The sequence below is a fragment of the Sodalis sp. RH20 genome (genome assembly GCF_047324205.1).
In the GTDB taxonomy this organism is placed as follows: Bacteria; Pseudomonadota; Gammaproteobacteria; order Enterobacterales; family Enterobacteriaceae; genus Acerihabitans.
This window is the reverse complement of the sequence record NZ_CP178733.1, coordinates 5,824,657-5,839,750: the sequence shown is the minus strand read 5'-3', so window position 1 is coordinate 5,839,750 and position 15,094 is coordinate 5,824,657. Positions and strand designations below refer to the sequence as shown.

At 57.0% G+C, this 15,094-nt stretch carries 15 protein-coding genes and 1 pseudogene; 11 read left to right on the top strand and 5 right to left on the bottom strand.

Going from position 1 to position 15,094, the window contains the following annotated elements:
* Positions 1-16: 16 nt before the first annotated feature.
* Both ACL2XM_RS26700 and ACL2XM_RS26695 read left to right on the top strand, forming a co-directional pair.
* Positions 17-1,102 (top strand): ABC transporter substrate-binding protein, encoded by a 1,086-nt coding sequence (locus ACL2XM_RS26700; RefSeq protein WP_413732000.1) that lies wholly within the window; start codon positions 17-19, stop codon positions 1,100-1,102.
* Complete coding sequence (locus ACL2XM_RS26695) at positions 1,102-2,418, top strand: acyl-CoA thioester hydrolase/BAAT C-terminal domain-containing protein (protein ID WP_413731998.1); 1,317 nt, start codon at positions 1,102-1,104, stop codon at positions 2,416-2,418. The genes ACL2XM_RS26700 and ACL2XM_RS26695 overlap by 1 nt, the downstream gene beginning before the upstream one ends.
* A 24-nt stretch (positions 2,419-2,442) precedes the next feature.
* Here the strand turns inward: ACL2XM_RS26695 and ACL2XM_RS26690 are convergent, their stop codons facing one another.
* Positions 2,443-3,084 carry an HD domain-containing protein gene (locus ACL2XM_RS26690; RefSeq protein WP_410013635.1) on the bottom strand — a complete coding sequence of 214 codons (642 nt, stop codon included), beginning with the start codon at positions 3,082-3,084 and terminating at the stop codon, positions 2,443-2,445.
* Positions 3,085-3,219: 135 nt separating this feature from the next.
* Here ACL2XM_RS26690 and ACL2XM_RS26685 point away from each other — a divergent pair, with 135 nt between their 5' ends.
* Together ACL2XM_RS26685 and ACL2XM_RS26680 are read left to right on the top strand one after the other, a co-directional pair.
* Positions 3,220-4,185, top strand: a complete 966-nt coding sequence (locus ACL2XM_RS26685) for a GlxA family transcriptional regulator (protein WP_413731997.1) — start codon at positions 3,220-3,222, stop codon at positions 4,183-4,185.
* 204 nt (positions 4,186-4,389) lie between these two features.
* Entirely contained in the window at positions 4,390-5,238 is an 849-nt protein-coding gene (locus ACL2XM_RS26680) for a hypothetical protein (RefSeq protein ID WP_413731996.1), read from the top strand.
* 160 nt (positions 5,239-5,398) lie between these two features.
* Here ACL2XM_RS26680 and psiE read toward each other — a convergent pair whose 3' ends face one another.
* Positions 5,399-5,797: a phosphate-starvation-inducible protein PsiE gene (gene psiE / locus ACL2XM_RS26675; RefSeq protein ID WP_410013632.1), complete on the bottom strand. Its 399-nt coding sequence runs from the start codon at positions 5,795-5,797 to the stop codon at positions 5,399-5,401.
* A gap of 248 nt (positions 5,798-6,045) precedes the next feature.
* Positions 6,046-6,477, bottom strand: a complete 432-nt coding sequence (locus ACL2XM_RS26670; protein ID WP_413721380.1) for an OsmC family protein — start codon at positions 6,475-6,477, stop codon at positions 6,046-6,048.
* Positions 6,478-7,047: 570 nt separating this feature from the next.
* Here ACL2XM_RS26670 and ACL2XM_RS26665 point away from each other — a divergent pair.
* Positions 7,048-8,874 carry a methyl-accepting chemotaxis protein gene (locus ACL2XM_RS26665; RefSeq protein ID WP_413731995.1) on the top strand — a complete coding sequence of 609 codons (1,827 nt, stop codon included), beginning with the start codon at positions 7,048-7,050 and terminating at the stop codon, positions 8,872-8,874.
* Positions 8,875-8,889: 15 nt separating this feature from the next.
* Here ACL2XM_RS26665 and ACL2XM_RS26660 read toward each other — a convergent pair.
* A pseudogene (locus tag ACL2XM_RS26660) lies at positions 8,890-9,628 on the bottom strand (SDR family oxidoreductase).
* 141 nt (positions 9,629-9,769) lie between these two features.
* Between ACL2XM_RS26660 and ACL2XM_RS26655 the strand changes: the two are divergent.
* The gene (locus ACL2XM_RS26655) at positions 9,770-10,678 is read left to right on the top strand and encodes a cupin domain-containing protein (protein WP_413731993.1); all 909 of its coding nucleotides are present in this window, start codon (positions 9,770-9,772) and stop codon (positions 10,676-10,678) included.
* Here ACL2XM_RS26655 and ACL2XM_RS26650 read toward each other — a convergent pair whose 3' ends face one another.
* Entirely contained in the window at positions 10,679-11,164 is a 486-nt protein-coding gene (locus tag ACL2XM_RS26650) for an RcnB family protein (protein WP_413721383.1), read from the bottom strand.
* A 148-nt stretch (positions 11,165-11,312) separates the two neighbouring features.
* On the opposite strand from ACL2XM_RS26650, the gene ACL2XM_RS26645 reads away from it, so the two are divergent.
* The 5 genes from ACL2XM_RS26645 to ACL2XM_RS26625 all read left to right on the top strand — a co-directional run bounded on the left by ACL2XM_RS26645 (position 11,313) and on the right by ACL2XM_RS26625 (position 15,081).
* The gene (locus ACL2XM_RS26645) at positions 11,313-11,678 is read left to right on the top strand and encodes a hypothetical protein (protein ID WP_410013627.1); all 366 of its coding nucleotides are present in this window, start codon (positions 11,313-11,315) and stop codon (positions 11,676-11,678) included.
* Complete coding sequence (locus tag ACL2XM_RS26640; protein WP_410013626.1) at positions 11,678-12,238, top strand: RNA polymerase sigma factor; 561 nt, start codon at positions 11,678-11,680, stop codon at positions 12,236-12,238. The genes ACL2XM_RS26645 and ACL2XM_RS26640 overlap by 1 nt, the downstream gene beginning before the upstream one ends.
* A gap of 124 nt (positions 12,239-12,362) precedes the next feature.
* Positions 12,363-12,995: a TetR/AcrR family transcriptional regulator gene (locus tag ACL2XM_RS26635; protein WP_410013625.1), complete on the top strand. Its 633-nt coding sequence runs from the start codon at positions 12,363-12,365 to the stop codon at positions 12,993-12,995.
* Between the two features lie 232 nt (positions 12,996-13,227).
* Complete coding sequence (locus ACL2XM_RS26630; RefSeq protein WP_413731992.1) at positions 13,228-13,869, top strand: TetR/AcrR family transcriptional regulator; 642 nt, start codon at positions 13,228-13,230, stop codon at positions 13,867-13,869.
* A gap of 39 nt (positions 13,870-13,908) precedes the next feature.
* Positions 13,909-15,081, top strand: coding sequence for a TCR/Tet family MFS transporter (locus ACL2XM_RS26625; RefSeq protein ID WP_413731991.1), 1,173 nt, complete (start codon positions 13,909-13,911; stop codon positions 15,079-15,081).
* Positions 15,082-15,094: the final 13 nt, after the last annotated feature.

Sequence of the window (15,094 nt, the reverse complement as noted above, 5' to 3'; positions counted from 1 at the left end):
CGAGGCTCGCTATTTCATGACACAACGTGGTTATTTATTCAGCACTTTTTTTTGCCTGGCGCTAAGTGCGGCGGCCAAGGCTGAAGAACAGATTATCGTGGGATTGAATATTCCCCAAACCGTGGTCGACGGCAGTATTTATAGCGCCGCCGATAAGCTGGGTTACTTCCGCGCGGAAAACCTGGCGGTGAAAACCATCGTTTTCCAGGGCGCCGGCGCCCTGCTGCCGCAGGTTAACAGCAAAAAAATCGATATCGGCTTTCCGATGCCGGAGCCGGTGCTGGCGTCCTATGCCCCCGGCAAACAACCCTTGCCGGTACAGTTTTTCTATAACGCCCGGCCTTCCGGCGGCATGGAGCTGGCGGTATTGGACAGTTCGCCCATCAAGACCCTGGCCGACCTGAAAGGGAAAAAAATCGGCGTCGGCGCGCTGACCTGGGCTTCGATTCCGCAAACCCGCGCCGTGCTGGCCAACCAGGGACTGAATCCGGATAAAGACGTGCAGATCGTGGCCACCGGCGCGCTCGGCGCCGGCTTCCTGGCGTTAAAGGAAGGCCGCGTCGACGCGCTGAACTTTAACCAGAGCTGGCACGACATGCTGGAGCAAAGCGGCACTAAAATCCGCCGGTTGTCCTATCCGGCCGAATTTTCCGCGATGGTGGGCAATGGCTTTATCGCCCATAACGATACCCTGCGCGATCGCCGCGCCATGCTGGTGGGTTTTGGCCGCGCCATCACCAAGGCCACACTGGCGTGTGAGGCCAATCCCGGCTTCTGCGTCCAGACATTCTGGCAGGCGAAGCCGGAATTAAAACCGGGCGCCGAGGTCTACCAGGCCAGGCTGAAAGACGCGGTATTCCTGTTGGAACGCCGGTTAAAACGCACCCTTTACACACCTGAGGGTCAGCCGGTGGTGCCGGGACGATACGATATCGACGCCATTGCCCGCTATGTCGCCTTGATGCATGACGCCGGTGAACTGGACGTGGCCAGCGTACCGCTGGATAAGATTTTCACCAACGCGCTGGTCGGCGATATTAATCATTTCGATAAACAGGCCGTACAGCAACAGGCCCGCGTGGCCAAAATGGAGGAGAATTGATGATGCCGCTGACACTGACCGTTACCCCGGCCATCGCCTTGGTGGATGAACCGCGCCGCATCCGTCTCCAGGGCCTGCGCCCCGGCGCCACGGTTGAGATTGAAGCCACATCCCGCACCGGCGATGGCGCGGCCTGGCGCAGTTACGCGCAATTTATCGCGGCGGATGACGGCACGGTGGATTTGCAGCGTGATGCGCCGGTTGCCGGTGATTACCGGGGCGTCGACGGCCAGGGATTACTGTGGTCGCAGCGGCAGGTTTCCCCGCCGACCGGCGCCGCCGGTCATCCGGCGGTTATCGCGCCGGTCACCGTGAATCTGCGCGCAACGGGACGCTGCGCCGGGGTGGATGCCGCGCCTGTCCATGCCGACGCGCAAATGGTGCAACAGTTTAGCGCCGATAACGTCGCCTATCGGCCGATTGAAGAGCAGGGCCTGGTGGGCGCGCTCTATACGCCTGGCACGCCGGGGCCGCATCCGGTGGTTATCTACCTCAACGGATCCGGCGGCGGCATCAATCATCAGCGCGCCGCGTTATGGGCTTCCCGCGGCTATGCGGCGCTGGCATTGGGGTACTTCGGCGCGCCGGGCCTGCCGTCGCATATCTCCGCCACGCCGCTGGAATATTTCGCCGACGCCCTGGCCTGGGTACACGATCGGCTGCGGCCGCGCAAGGGTTTTGTCGCGGTCAGCGGGCAGTCGCGCGGCGGGGAATTATCCCTGCTGCTGGCCGCCACCTTTCCCGAACGGGTGTCCGCCGTGATCGCCTATGTTCCCAGTTCGGTAACGCACGGCGTACTGGCGGCGGGACGCCCGGGTGAAAGCCGCTTCGCGCCCTGCTGGATTTACCAGGGCAAGCCGCTGCCGATTGTCTGGCATGGAAACGACGCAAAGGCATGCTGGCGCGAAATTGACAACGCCCCGCAGCCGCGGCGCCAGGCGGCGGCGTTTGTCCACGCCCAGCGGAATACCGCCGCGGTGGAAGCCGCGCGCATCCAGGTGGAAAATATGCGCTGCCCGGTGCTGTTGATTTCCGGCGGCGACGATGGATTCTGGCCGTCCACCGACTACTGCCGCCATGTGACCAGGACGCTTAACGATCACGCCTATCCTTACCCCGTTCAGCACCTGGATTATCCCGACGCCGGCCACGCCATCGCCACGCCGTATGTGCCGGCCACGGTTATCGATAAGCCCCATGCGGTATCGGGCATTATCATGGCCGCCGGCGGCACGCCCGCCGCCAATGCCCACGCCTCGGCGGATTCGTGGCGCCAGAGCCTGGCGTTTATGGCAAAACTGACGCAAAGCCGCTGATCAACTCGCCGCCTTGCGCGGCGGTTACCCTTTCCAGCGCGACGCGCGGATAAGCGCGCAAAAGTCGCCGGGCATAAAACCCGGTTCCTTATCGGCAATCACATCGGCTTTAACATTGCCGAAGGTGGTGTCCGGCTTATGCTTAATGCCGTCATAAAACGCCTGGATAATGTCTTCTTTAAACGCCGGCGTACGCGGATGCTCGGCCACCACCTGTTCCCGCACGTCTTCCGGGTAGGACGCATAGTTAATGCCCAGTACATCCATCTCCACGCCGGCGGTGACCAGGGCGATTTCCGGCGCCATAAACTCCGGCACCCCCGGCGTGGTATGCAGGGCGATGGCGGTCCAGACCTTATCGATATCCGCCTGGCCGACACCGTACCGGCGCAGGAAATCGCGCGCCGCATCGGCGCCATCCACCTCAAAACGCTTATCGCAGCTGCAGTGCTCCCGGGTCAGCCCCATGTCGTGGAACAGGCAGCCGATATACAACAATTCTTGATCGACGCGAAGGCCGCGCTGCCGCCCGGCCAGCGCCCCCCAATAATAGGTGCGGCTGGAATGATGAAACAGCAGATCGGATTCGGTGTCGCGCACCAGCTCCGTTGCTTCGCGCGCCATTTTGCTGTCGGGCACGCTGATACCGTTGATGCTGAAAGCCATGGTGATTACCTCCGGTTAATTGACCTGACCAGGGTAATGGCTCATGCTCGGTGTCTTCAATCACCGCATTACGACGATTTGAGACAAAACGCTGACCGGCGCCATGCAATAACCCATTGAGGTACGGAATAGGATATGCGTAAAGAAATAGTCTGCCTCGCGCTGCCCGGCGCGCAGCTGCTGGATATTTCCGGGCCGCTGGACGTGTTTGCCGAGGCGAACGCCATCCTGGGGCGCGTGGTTTACCGTATGCGGGTCATGGGGCTGGATCAGCAGATCATTACCTCATCCTCGGGGGTAAAAATCGTCCCCGACCTGTCGTTGCGGGAGACGCTTACCGGGCCGCTGGATAGCTTTCTGGTGGCGGGCGCGCCGGCGGCGGCGGGCGTTAATCTGGATGCGCACAGCCTGGCGGCGCTGGCGGCCTGCTGCCGGCAAAGCCAGCGTTATGGCTCGGTATGCACCGGCGCGCTGGTGCTGGCGGCTACCGGATTAATGGATGGCTTCCGGGTCACCACCCATTGGGCGGTATGCGGGGAACTGGCGCGCCGCTACCCCGGCGTGCGGGTCAATGGCGATGAAATCTATATCTGCGACGGCCCGCTGCGCACGGCGGCGGGCGTAACGTCCGGTCTGGATCTGGCGCTGCGGATGGTGGAAGAGGATCTGGGCCGCGAGGTGGCGCTGGCGATCGCCGCCAACCTGGTGATGTTTTTCACCCGCCCGGTCGGCCAAGGGCATTTCAGCCGCAGCGGCCGCGCCTCGCTGGCCGGCAGATCGTCCTTGCAGGATATGCAGCGCTGGGCCGTCGCCCATCTCGATGAGGTGAAAAAGGTGAAAACCCTGGCCGATCATATGCAGCTCAGTACCCGGCATTTTACGCGTCTCTTCCAGGAGGCGCTGGGAGTGGCGCCGGCGCGCTGGCTGGAGCAGGAGCGGGTGGCCAAAGCGCGCGACCTGCTTGAATCCAGCCGTCTGGCGCCGAAGGAAATCGCCGCCGCCTGCGGTTTTTCCAGCGTGGATATTCTGCGGCGCGCCTTTTTACGGCGGCTGAAAACCACGCCCACGCAATATCGCCGCTATTATATCGGCCTTGATTGAGCGCAAGGGCAAACCCGCCTGCGCGCGGCCACACCAACGTCGCTACCGCCTAATCAACACGCCTGGCAAGTCCTCCGGGGCAATCTCCTACAAAATTTCAAAGAATAGCGTTCAATCTCTGTACTGATTAAGCGCTTTATCAAAGACACCGGTGATTTATTATACCCACACTCTTTTTATCAGGTGAAACTCAACGGCGGGCGCATGAACAATATCAATTCAACATCCTCTACCTCCGATACCGCCATAAATGATGTCGCCGCCGCTCGGCAAACCGGGCCGTTCAATCCGGCATTCGGCTTAAGCGTAACCAATGTCCCGCGGCCCTTTACCGCAATGCGCAGCCCCATACTCCGCCACCAGGAAGGCCCCCCGGCAAAAATCCATAAACCAAACTTCGCCGATGGCGATAATACCCCCGGCAAGGGAAACCCAGGTTTCGCCTGTCGTTCATATGAATGTTTAAAACAAGAACTGCATAAAAAATATTATGATATAAGCGTTTTGCTGCCGCATGAAAAACACCTTTATCTGCCGATTTTGCTCGACGGCGATAGCGGGACGATAGAACTGCTCAAAAATACCAACCTTATCGATGATAGTGATAACCCTGCTTTAAACTTTCACGCGGCATCCGGCAGGCTGTCCATCACCACTGTCACAGATAAAGATGATAATGAATTTAACGATATCCCGTTAAAACTGATGGACCAAATAAATATGCATTATCCTATATTAGGTAATAATTTCTATGCATCTTATTATTGTGAGCCAAATAAAAAGCAAAAAATGTATAAACTGATATTCCCTAAGAAAAATTTTACGGGGGAAAATTTTTATCTGACGTTGGAATGCGCAAATACGGTATTTAATGCCGCATCGATCAATAAAAAATTTTATATTTCATTGGTTATAATGCATTTAAGTAACTATCTAAAGCACGCCGGCTTGCCTGAGCTTAATCATGATGTTATTGACAAATTATTGCAGGGATATCCGTCATTGGCCAATAGCGGCAAGGGGATTTTGCAATGCTTAGCGGCCTATTACTGAAGGCTCCTTGCCCTACCCTCGCCCACCAATGCGCCATGGCGCGTTTTTATCATGTAAAAGCAGGCCGGATGATGTCCGGCGCCGGCACGTTTTCATCCAGGCGACGATCGCCAGGCTTGGGGGAAGCGCTAATCATGGGCAGTCCGCATCACTGACGGGGCTATTCGCGCTTAAGCCGGTTACTGTTGACCAGCCACAGCGTTACCACCAGGATTAATATGGCGGCCGAATAATACAGCGTGTCCTGCGGATCTTTATGATCGACGATAATCAGGCGGATAATCGCCGTGATGCCGATATAGACAAAGTAGCGCAGCGGAAAGTGATACCCGGACTGGAAATACTTCACAATCAGGGCGATAAACTCAAAATACAGAAAATAAATGACGATGCCTTCAATCATCTGGTAGTAAGACGCCAGTTCGCCGTTTACCAGCAACACCCTGGCCAGAAGAACGGTTTCCTTACCCATAAAAACGATCAGGATCGCCGCCAGGAACAGCAGGCCGATATTCAGGATCATTTGCAGCACGGTCGCTATACGCATACCGGTAATCATACCCATACCTCGTCGTGATAGTTTCCTTACGGAAAGACCGGTAAGCATAGCATGATTTTTGTGATGAATATCACATTAAACCAGCGCATCCGGGTACTTGCCTTCAGGCGGGTAAAGGAAGAGCAAGGGCTTTGGCGGCGCGGCGAAACGCGGTATGCGGCGTAGGGCGGGGAAACCCGCAGCGTGGTAAAGGGGTGGCGCAAGCCCCGCCCTGATAGACGGGGTGCGGATCAGGTCGTGCTGCCAATTCAGTTTTTTAACTGGTAGGTCAGCGTAATCTCAGCCTTAAGCACCTTGGACACCGGGCAGTTTTCTTTTGCCTGCTGGATAATGGCGTCAAATTCCTGTTTATCGATCCCGGGCACTACCACGCTGCTGTCCAGGGCGATTTTAGTGATGCCGTAGCCGCCGCCCACCTTATCAAGGGAAACATCGGCTTTGGTATCAATGCTCTGCGGGGTATATCCCTTCTCGCCCAGCATCAAGGATAGCGCCATGGAAAAACAGGCCGAGTGGGCGGCGCCGATAAGCTCTTCGGGATTGGTGCCGGGTTTACCTTCAAAGCGGGTATTGAAGCCATAGGGTTGCTGGCTTAAGGCGCCGCTTTCCGTGGAGATGGTGCCCTTACCCTGCTTGATATCGCCTTCCCAATGTGCCTGTCCGTGTTTATGAATAGTCATCTGCATCCTCCTGTTTGTTACCCATAGGCTTTTAGTATAGCTACTCTTGCCGGAGGTGGGGAAATCCCAGGCCAATGCGGCCGGGTAGGCGACGTGACAGCAACCCGGTTTATTTTTTTCGCTCTTTTGTTAAAGCGGCTATTCTATTTCCGCTAAGCGGCTGGCGGAAAATATATGCCCTGTTATTTTATTAAAAAAATAGCGGTAATTATTTCCCAACGTTCATTTGCATTCGGTAAGCCGAGGCATTACCCGTCACGATTGAGTCATCATCATCTCTTGGACAGTTGCACTATTTTTTTCAGGCATCCGCATATCAGCACGGGCAAAAGACAAAATTTGGGCTTAACGCCATCACGCATAGCACAGGGTGGCATGAGCGAATCCCCATAATTTCCACAACAACCGCCCTACCGCCGCCGCACCACTCCGCATCGATATTTTTACTGCCCATTCGCTCATTCCGCGGAAAATAACCTAAAGAAGCGGAAAAATTTGCCGATAGCTAGGCAGGACATTTATCTCAGGTATTACACAGTTTGATTTGTGACATTTATATGGGAAACAGAAATGACAAGTTTAATAAGTAAAATAAATAGCATTAAAGTGTCACATAAACTTTTTTTAGGCTTCGGCATTGTCTTATTACTGGTCGTTATTGCATCAGGCCTTAGTGTTCAACGCTTCAAGGAAATTCGCGATATTTATGAAAAGACCAATCTGGTATATAATATAAATATTGATGTTTTCCAGGTTAAAGTCAACCGCGTTAAATACCTTTACTCGTCCGACGACGCGGTGCGTAAAGTCATGGCCGGCTTTATCGATGACGCCGCCGCGCTCACCCACCAAGCCCAGGCACTGTCATGGGATAAAGAATCGATGGCAAGCCTGGATAGCATTGCCCTTTATCTGGGAGATTTTAATAAATCTCTGGAAAACATGAGTGTTTTTTCCAAAAAGATGGTTGCCATCCGCGCCCAGTTGGACGATCTCCATAACCAGGACGCCATAGGCCCCTTTAAAACCGCCTTGCTAAACCAGACGTTTGGCACCGATATGGATAATCAACTCAATGATTTTGTATTGGCCTTTATTTTAATTAAAGACAACTCCTTTAATTTGCAATTAAAAGGCACCGATGAGGCATTAGCCTTGCTGCAAAAGAATTATGCGGATGCAGAGAAAAAATATAACGATTTGGCGGTCAGCCTCGCACCAGAAAACAAGCCAGCCCTTGATGCTTTTTGGAGCTACTTTGGCAAATATAAGGATATAAGCCAGAACTACTATGCCGATTATAAGGATTTAAATGCGGCGGAAAACGGCGTAAAACTTGCCGGCGATAAGAGCAGCGCCGCGGTCAAAGTCATTATTAATATCGTGAAAGAAAAAAATGACGCGCTGGCGTATGGTTCTTCAAGCATTACCATTATCATCGGCCTGATTGCGGTGGTCTTCGGTATTCTCGTCTCCTGGTATATCACCCGGCAGATTACCCGGCCGGTGCTGAAAAATCTCGCGGTTGCCGAGCGCATTGCCGACGGCGATCTCACCGCGTCGATAACGCCTGAAAGTCATGATGAACTGGGCCAGCTTACCGCCGCCATGGCGCGCATGAACGCCAAACTGCGCACCATCATTTCCGATGTGCGCGACAGCGTCGGCACCGTGGCCTCGTCGGCGGCCAAAATCGCCACGGGCAATACCGACCTGTCTTCCCGCACCGAGCAACAGGCCGCCGCCGTGGTCGAGACCGCCGCCAGCATGGAAGAGCTTACCTCAACGGTGAAAAACAACGCCGACAACGCCAGACATGCCAGCCAGATCGCCGGCGAAGCCACCCACAATGCCCATCAAGGCGGCGAAGTGATGAAAAATGTCGTCAGGACCATGGACGACATCTCCCTGAGTTCGAAAAAAATCACCGATATTACCGCCGTCATCAACAGCATCGCTTTCCAGACCAATATCCTGGCGCTTAACGCGGCGGTGGAAGCGGCGCGCGCCGGCGAGCAGGGCCGTGGGTTCGCGGTGGTGGCCAGCGAAGTACGCAATTTGTCGCAACGCAGTTCGCAGGCGGCGAAAGAGATCGCCACCTTAATAGGCGAGTCCGTCTCGCGCATTGACGTGGGCACCAAACTGGTGGCCCAGGCCGGCGATACCATGGAGCAAATCGTCGCCTCGGTTTCGCGCGTCAACGACATCATGGGCGAGATTTCCTCGGCCTCGGAAGAGCAAAGCCACGGCATCGAACAAATCGCCCGGGCGATCAGCGAGCTGGATACCACGACCCAGCAGAACGCCGCGCTGGTCACCGAGTCCTCCCTTGCCGCCAACACGCTCGAAGATCAGTCGGCGGTGCTGGAGGAACTGGTTGCCAGCTTCCGTTTATAGCGGCCGCCTTGCGGGTTAACCCTGCGCGGTGGGACGCACGATAATCTCGCCCACATCCACATCGGCGGGCTGTTCAATGGCAAAGGCGATGGCGCGCGCTATCGCCTCAGGCGCAATGCCGAACGTGTTCATGGACTCTTCGATCCGGGCCTTGACGGCCGGATCGGTGATGGTCTGCGCAAAGTCGGTACGCGTCATACCGGGAGAGATGACCGTGACCCGCAGCGTTTCCCCCGCCTCTTGCCGCAGCCCTTCGGAGATGGCGCGCACTGCCATTTTCGTGCCGGCATAGACCGCCATGGTCGGTACGATACGATGCGCGGCGGTGGACGCGGTGTGGACAAAATGGCCGAAACCCTGGGCGCGGAACACCGGCAGCGCGGCGGCAATACCATACAACACGCCCTTGATATTAATATCGATCATCGCCTCCCAGTCGTCTACCTTCAGTTCGTCGAGAGGTGAAATCGGGCCCACGCCGGCGTTGCCGATCAAAACATCCAGCTTGCCATACCGTTCGCACGCCAGGTCGACAATACGCGCCACATCGTCGCGCCGGGTGACATCGGTTTGCAAACAGGCCGCGTCCCCCCCCCTCGGTTCGTATACGGGTTGCCAGCGCCGCCAGCCGCTCCGGCCTGCGCGCGCCCAGCACCACTTTAGCGCCGCGCGACGCCAGCAGCAGCGCGGTCGCCGCGCCGATACCGCTGCCCGCGCCGGTAATAATTACCACTTTACCGTTGATTTGCGACATGAATACGCCTCCACCTAATTCGCCATCAAAATCGGCGCGGCCTTGCCGGGCCACGCCGGGGACAGAAGGCATCATGGCGCCCGCCTGCCGATTAATCTATAATCAATTCCCCGCTATTTATCATCGATCGTACGGAATGTTATGGACCCGTTGTCGGATGTGTTTTCCCTGTTGAAAGCTAAAAGCCTGTTGTCGGCGCGCATTGAGGTGCACGGTCCCTGGGCGATGCGTTTCTCCGGCCTGAGCCATATCAAATTCGCCGGCGTGTTGGAAGGATCATTCTGGCTGTGGAGTGAAGACGGCATGCCGCCCGTGCATATCATGACCGGTGATTTTTATTTGCTGACGCGCGGCCAGGACTATTGCACCGGCAGCGATCCCACTCTGGCGCCGGTTGATGGCCGGGAGGCCCTGGCGAAAAACCTTGGCACAGACGGTATTGCGCGTTATGGCGACAGCGGCGAGAAGGTGAGCGCGGCGGGCGGACGTTTTATTTTTGCGCACGACTCCGGCACCCTGTTATTGAAGCTACTGCCGCCGGTGGTTCATGTGCCGGCGGCGTCAGCCAGCGCCGCGCCGCTGCGCGCGGTGCTGGAACTGCTGCGCATCGAGACCGGAGCCTCACGCCCGGGGGCCGCGGTGGTGGCTACCAATCTCGCCAATATGGTGCTCATCCAGATCCTGCGGGCGCACCTGGGGTCGGGTATGCAAGCGCCCGGCTGGCTGGGCGCCCTGGCCGATCCGCATATCGGCGCGGCGCTGGGCCTGATGCACGCCGATATCGCCCGCCGCTGGACCGTGGGGGAACTGGCGGCCAGGGTCGCCATGTCGCGCACCACGTTCTCGCAGCATTTCAGGCGGCTGGTCGGGGTGCCGCCGCTGCAATATCTTATCGAGTGGCGCATGGCGGTGGCGGGCGACGCCCTGCGGGCCGGCAAAAGTCTGGCGGCGGTGGCGGAAAGCGTCGGTTACGGTTCCGATACGGCATTTAGTGCGGCGTTTACGCGCACCACCGGCCAAAGGCCGGGGCGTTACCGGGCACAAAGGTAGTCAGTTATTACTGAAAAAGATATCGCCCGATTCGGCTTTGAGAATTTTGCCGGTGTCATTGGTGATCAGAAGGTAATTGCCGCTGGCATAGGTCCAATGGCTATTCTCTACCGGGGCGGGCAAATGGCGCTTTTGCCATTCGACAATTTCATACTGCTTGGTGAGGTATTTAGCCGGTACCGTATCGCCGATTTGATGCTCTTTATCATCGATAATGATTTTATTGAGCTCGTAGGACGGGGGCGCGGCGGGCTGGGGCTGCGTAAGCTCCGGTTGGGGTTGCGTAAGCTGCGGCTGCGCCGAATCCGGTTGCGCGGGTGCCGGCGCCTGTTCAGGCTGCGCCGGCTCCTGCTGCGGTTGTACCTGTTCCTGCTGCGGCGCAACGGCATCCTGCTCGCCTTCCGCCCGTACGGGGGAAACCAGGCTGAGGCTGCCGGCCAGTAATCCCGCCGTAAAGAGTAAAACTTGAGTCCTGCTGCGCATCATATCTCCCGCTGTAAATGCTGTTTTATCAAAATACTTACACTACAGACAATACGGAAGGTAGTGTTGTTCCGTACATGGGTCGCGCACGGCAAATATTTTCGCCGCTGATTCGTCTACCTCTGTATCTGAACAATGTGGAGTAGACAACATGAGAGATCGTAAGTTAAAGATATTGGTTATGGCCGTTGTGGCTATCCTCGCGGTTACCACGCTGGTCATGCTGCTGTGGAACGCGCTGCTGCCGGTAATATTCGGCGTAAAGAGCATTGGCTTTTTCCAGGCGCTGGGGCTGCTTATCCTCTGCAAAATCCTGTTTGGCGGTTTTGGCGGCCGGGGCATGTTCGGCCGCCGGGGCCAGGAAATGCGTGCGCGCTGGATGGCGATGAGCCCCGAGGAACGCGAGGCGTTTATTAAACAGCGCGGCATGGGCCACCGGCAGGGTCCCTGGCATGGCCACTGCCATCCTAGGGATCGGGGCAATGAACCGCGCGCCGACGATAACGGCCAGGCATAATGACTAACGCCGCGGACCGGCGCCACGATCTGCTGGCCGCGCTGCGCGGCTGCCAGCAGCGGCTGCGGGCGTTTATTGCCGGGCGCACCGGTAACGTCGCCGATGCGGAAGATGTGTTCCAGGAGATAAGCTATCAGCTGATCAAGGCCGATAGCTATCTTCATCCCATCGAGCAGGTCGCCGCCTGGCTGTATCGCGCCGCGCGCAATGAGCTTATCGACCGGTCGCGTAAAAAGCGCGAATTATTGCTATCCGACGATATGGACCAGGAATGGCCCGCCGGCGAGGAACTGGGCGAACTGCTGTTTAATGCGCAAAGCGGCGCCGAGGACACCTATCTGCGCGAGCTGGTATGGCAGGAGTTGGAACTGGCGCTGGCGGATATGCCGCCCCAGCAGCGCGAGGCGTTTGAAAAGACCGAACTTCAGGGCTACTCCTTTAAGCAGCTGGCCGATGAGACCGGGATCGCCGTCGAAACCCTGCTGTCGCGCAAACACCAGGCGGTGCTGTTCCTGCGCCTGCGCCTGCAGGTGCTTTATGAAGCGGTAACCGGTGCCTGAGCAGGCTGAAAATAGCCTGCCGTTATGGTCTCTCCGGCGCCCGGATCTCAAGGCGTTGTCCCTCTCTGCCGCGGCTCGAGGTATACTCAGTACATATACATACGCTGATAAGGTCCATTCGCCAATGCCATCCGACCGTCGTTCCCGTAAGCGCCTTGCCATGCGGCAAGCCATCTCCAATGCCGCCACGCGCCTCTTCATGGAACGGGGCTTCGATCGGGTGACGGTGGATGAGATCGCCTCGGCCGCCGACGTCGGGAGGATGACCGTGTTCAATCACTTTCCCCGCAAGGAGGACATGTTCTTCGATCGCGACGAGGAGGGCCGTGAACTCTTGCGCGACGCTTTGCGGCGCCGCGATCCCCAAGTCTCTCCCATCGAGGCGCTGCGCCTGCTCGCGCACCGGCTGGTGGCGGAACAAAGCCCCTATGTCGAATTTTCCGCCGGGAGCGAACGCTTCATGGCGACCATCGAGGGCAGCGAAACCCTTAAGGCCCGGGCGCGCGGAATACGCGACGAGATAGCGCAGGTGGTGACGCAAGCGCTATGCGCATGCGTGGGGCGGGACCCCGCCGATCCCGCCGCTCATCTGGCGGCCGGCCTGCTCCTGGCCACCTGGACCGTGGCCTTCATCCAGGCTCACCGGGTCTTTCGCCACCATCGGGACGCAGAGGAAGCGCAGGCCGCCTTTCTCGCTCTTATCGATCGGGGTACCCTCGGCCTGAACGCCGCCATGGCGGGCACGCCTTACGCCTGAGCGAACGGCTGCTCCCTGCCCGCTACATTCACCGGTGGCCCGTCATATAATAACCTCCCGTCGTTCCGCCGCTGCGGGGGCCGCCGCCCCAATCGCCCCTCCGCGCTGTCGGCCGCCAAAAATGGACGTGATTAAAAATTTTACTGGACTTAATTTTATTATGATCATAAAATTTTACCAGACATAAAAATATGCCACAATAATAGCGACACGACCATCCGGGAGCGGACAAGTGAACATCAACGGTAAAGCGGAAGGGTTGCGTGAGCAAAAAAAACGCATCACACGCCAGCAGCTATCAAACACCGCGACGGAACTCTTTATTAAACATGGTTTTGATAATGTCACTATTACGGATATTGCCATCGCTGCAAACGTTTCTAAGATGACGGTATTTAACTACTTCCCGCGCAAGGAGGCGCTTTATTTCGATCGCATTGACGAGATCCATCAATTATTACAAAGCGCTATCGACCGCCATCACGCGCTTTCGCCGGTGGCGGCATTACGAACCCTGGCCGCTGAACTGGTCGAACAGAAACATCCGTTAGTCAGGATGGATAAGGGTGTTGCCGACTTTTGGAGGGTGGTCGCGGAAAGCCCATCACTGCGCGTTTATGCGCTTGAGCAGTTTGAAATACTGGTACTGACGCTGAGCAATATCCTGTCCTCGCGCATCAACGCGCAAAATAATGATCCCGCGGCCAGCCTTATCGCCGTCATCGTGCTGAATACCTGGCGTATCGCATTCCAGGAAGCGCTGAGCCACCAAACAACGTTATCAATCAAAGATAGGCGGCAGGTATTCCTTGGTCTTCTTGAGCACGGCTTTCATGCCGCCGAAGCGGCTGCACAGGGAACCCCCTATGTGTAAACCGTGGGGAACGGCGCTTGCCAGCCTGATGTTGCCGCCATGGTGAAGCAAACGCTGAGCGTTATTTTTATTACCATTTGGCTTGACGCTATTGGCATCGGCATCATATTTCCTATTCTTCCGCGCCTTCTCGAAGATGTCATGCATACGGCGGACATCTCGCCTTACATCGGCATTATGGCGGCGCTTTATGCGCTTATGCAGTTTATTTTCGCCCCCTTGCTCGGCGCATTAAGCGATAATTTCGGCAGGCGCCGGATATTGCTGATTTCTCTTTCCGGCGCGGTGGTCAACTACTTGATAATGGCTTTCTCCACCCAGCTTTGGATGCTGCTGGCCGGGCGGGCGATAGCCGGCCTCACTAGCGCGAATATAGCGGTCGCTATGGCCTGGCTGACTGATATAACCCCGCAACACAAACGCGCCCGGCGTTTTGGGTTATTTAATGCCATGTTTGGCGCTGGCTTCATCATCGGGCCGGTTCTTGGCGGGTGGCTCGGCGACTACGGATTACGGCTCCCCTTCCTCGTTGCCGCCGGACTGAACACCGGTAACTTTCTGCTGGCGTTAACCGTCCTGAAAGAGTCCCGCATCCCGGCAAACCGGAAAATGAATTTGTCTGAATTTAATCCACTCAAGCCGTTGCGCTGGTTATCCGCCTCTAAAGGGCTTTTGATTGTCACGCTGGTTTTCTTTTTCTTAAGCGCCACCGGCGAGGTTTATGGAACCTGTTGGGCGCTGTGGGGGCAGGATATGTTTCACTGGAATGGGTTGTGGATTGGCCTGTCCCTGGGCACGTTCGGAGTATGCCAGACACTGGCGCAAGCACTTTTGCCCGGCCCTGCCAGCCGGCGGCTTGGTGAACGCGGCACTATCCTGGCCGGCATTGCCTGCTCATGCCTGGCATTGATTATCCTGTCCATAAGTAACCAGAGTTGGATGGTGTTCGCGATTATGCCGCTTGTGGCCCTTGGCGGCATCGGCATGCCAGCCCTCCAGGCATTGGCTACCCATCAGGTTAACGCTGGCCAACAAGGACAGCTTCAGGGCATATTGGCCTCGGCTGTCAGCCTGGCGTCTATTGTGGCTCCGCTGATTTTCTCGACCTTATACTTTCTGGTCCGGACATGGTGGCCCGGCGCCATCTGGATTTCAGTCATTATCATTTATGCGTTCGCGGTATCTTTGATATATCGCTGCGCCCGCACATAACGTAAGCGTGTGG

What these genes read in the sequence shown, in the direction of transcription:
- ACL2XM_RS26700 (WP_413732000.1), top strand. Translation starts at nt 17, where the DNA reads ATGACACAACGTGGTTATTTATTCAGCACTTTTTTTTGCCTGGCGCTA.
- ACL2XM_RS26695 (WP_413731998.1), top strand. Translation starts at nt 1,102, where the DNA reads ATGATGCCGCTGACACTGACCGTTACCCCGGCCATCGCCTTGGTGGAT.
- ACL2XM_RS26690 (WP_410013635.1), bottom strand. Translation starts at nt 3,084, where the DNA reads ATGGCTTTCAGCATCAACGGTATCAGCGTGCCCGACAGCAAAATGGCG.
- ACL2XM_RS26685 (WP_413731997.1), top strand. Translation starts at nt 3,220, where the DNA reads ATGCGTAAAGAAATAGTCTGCCTCGCGCTGCCCGGCGCGCAGCTGCTG.
- ACL2XM_RS26680 (WP_413731996.1), top strand. Translation starts at nt 4,390, where the DNA reads ATGAACAATATCAATTCAACATCCTCTACCTCCGATACCGCCATAAAT.
- psiE (WP_410013632.1), bottom strand. Translation starts at nt 5,797, where the DNA reads ATGATTACCGGTATGCGTATAGCGACCGTGCTGCAAATGATCCTGAAT.
- ACL2XM_RS26670 (WP_413721380.1), bottom strand. Translation starts at nt 6,477, where the DNA reads ATGACTATTCATAAACACGGACAGGCACATTGGGAAGGCGATATCAAG.
- ACL2XM_RS26665 (WP_413731995.1), top strand. Translation starts at nt 7,048, where the DNA reads ATGACAAGTTTAATAAGTAAAATAAATAGCATTAAAGTGTCACATAAA.
- ACL2XM_RS26655 (WP_413731993.1), top strand. Translation starts at nt 9,770, where the DNA reads ATGGACCCGTTGTCGGATGTGTTTTCCCTGTTGAAAGCTAAAAGCCTG.
- ACL2XM_RS26650 (WP_413721383.1), bottom strand. Translation starts at nt 11,164, where the DNA reads ATGATGCGCAGCAGGACTCAAGTTTTACTCTTTACGGCGGGATTACTG.
- ACL2XM_RS26645 (WP_410013627.1), top strand. Translation starts at nt 11,313, where the DNA reads ATGAGAGATCGTAAGTTAAAGATATTGGTTATGGCCGTTGTGGCTATC.
- ACL2XM_RS26640 (WP_410013626.1), top strand. Translation starts at nt 11,678, where the DNA reads ATGACTAACGCCGCGGACCGGCGCCACGATCTGCTGGCCGCGCTGCGC.
- ACL2XM_RS26635 (WP_410013625.1), top strand. Translation starts at nt 12,363, where the DNA reads ATGCCATCCGACCGTCGTTCCCGTAAGCGCCTTGCCATGCGGCAAGCC.
- ACL2XM_RS26625 (WP_413731991.1), top strand. Translation starts at nt 13,909, where the DNA reads ATGGTGAAGCAAACGCTGAGCGTTATTTTTATTACCATTTGGCTTGAC.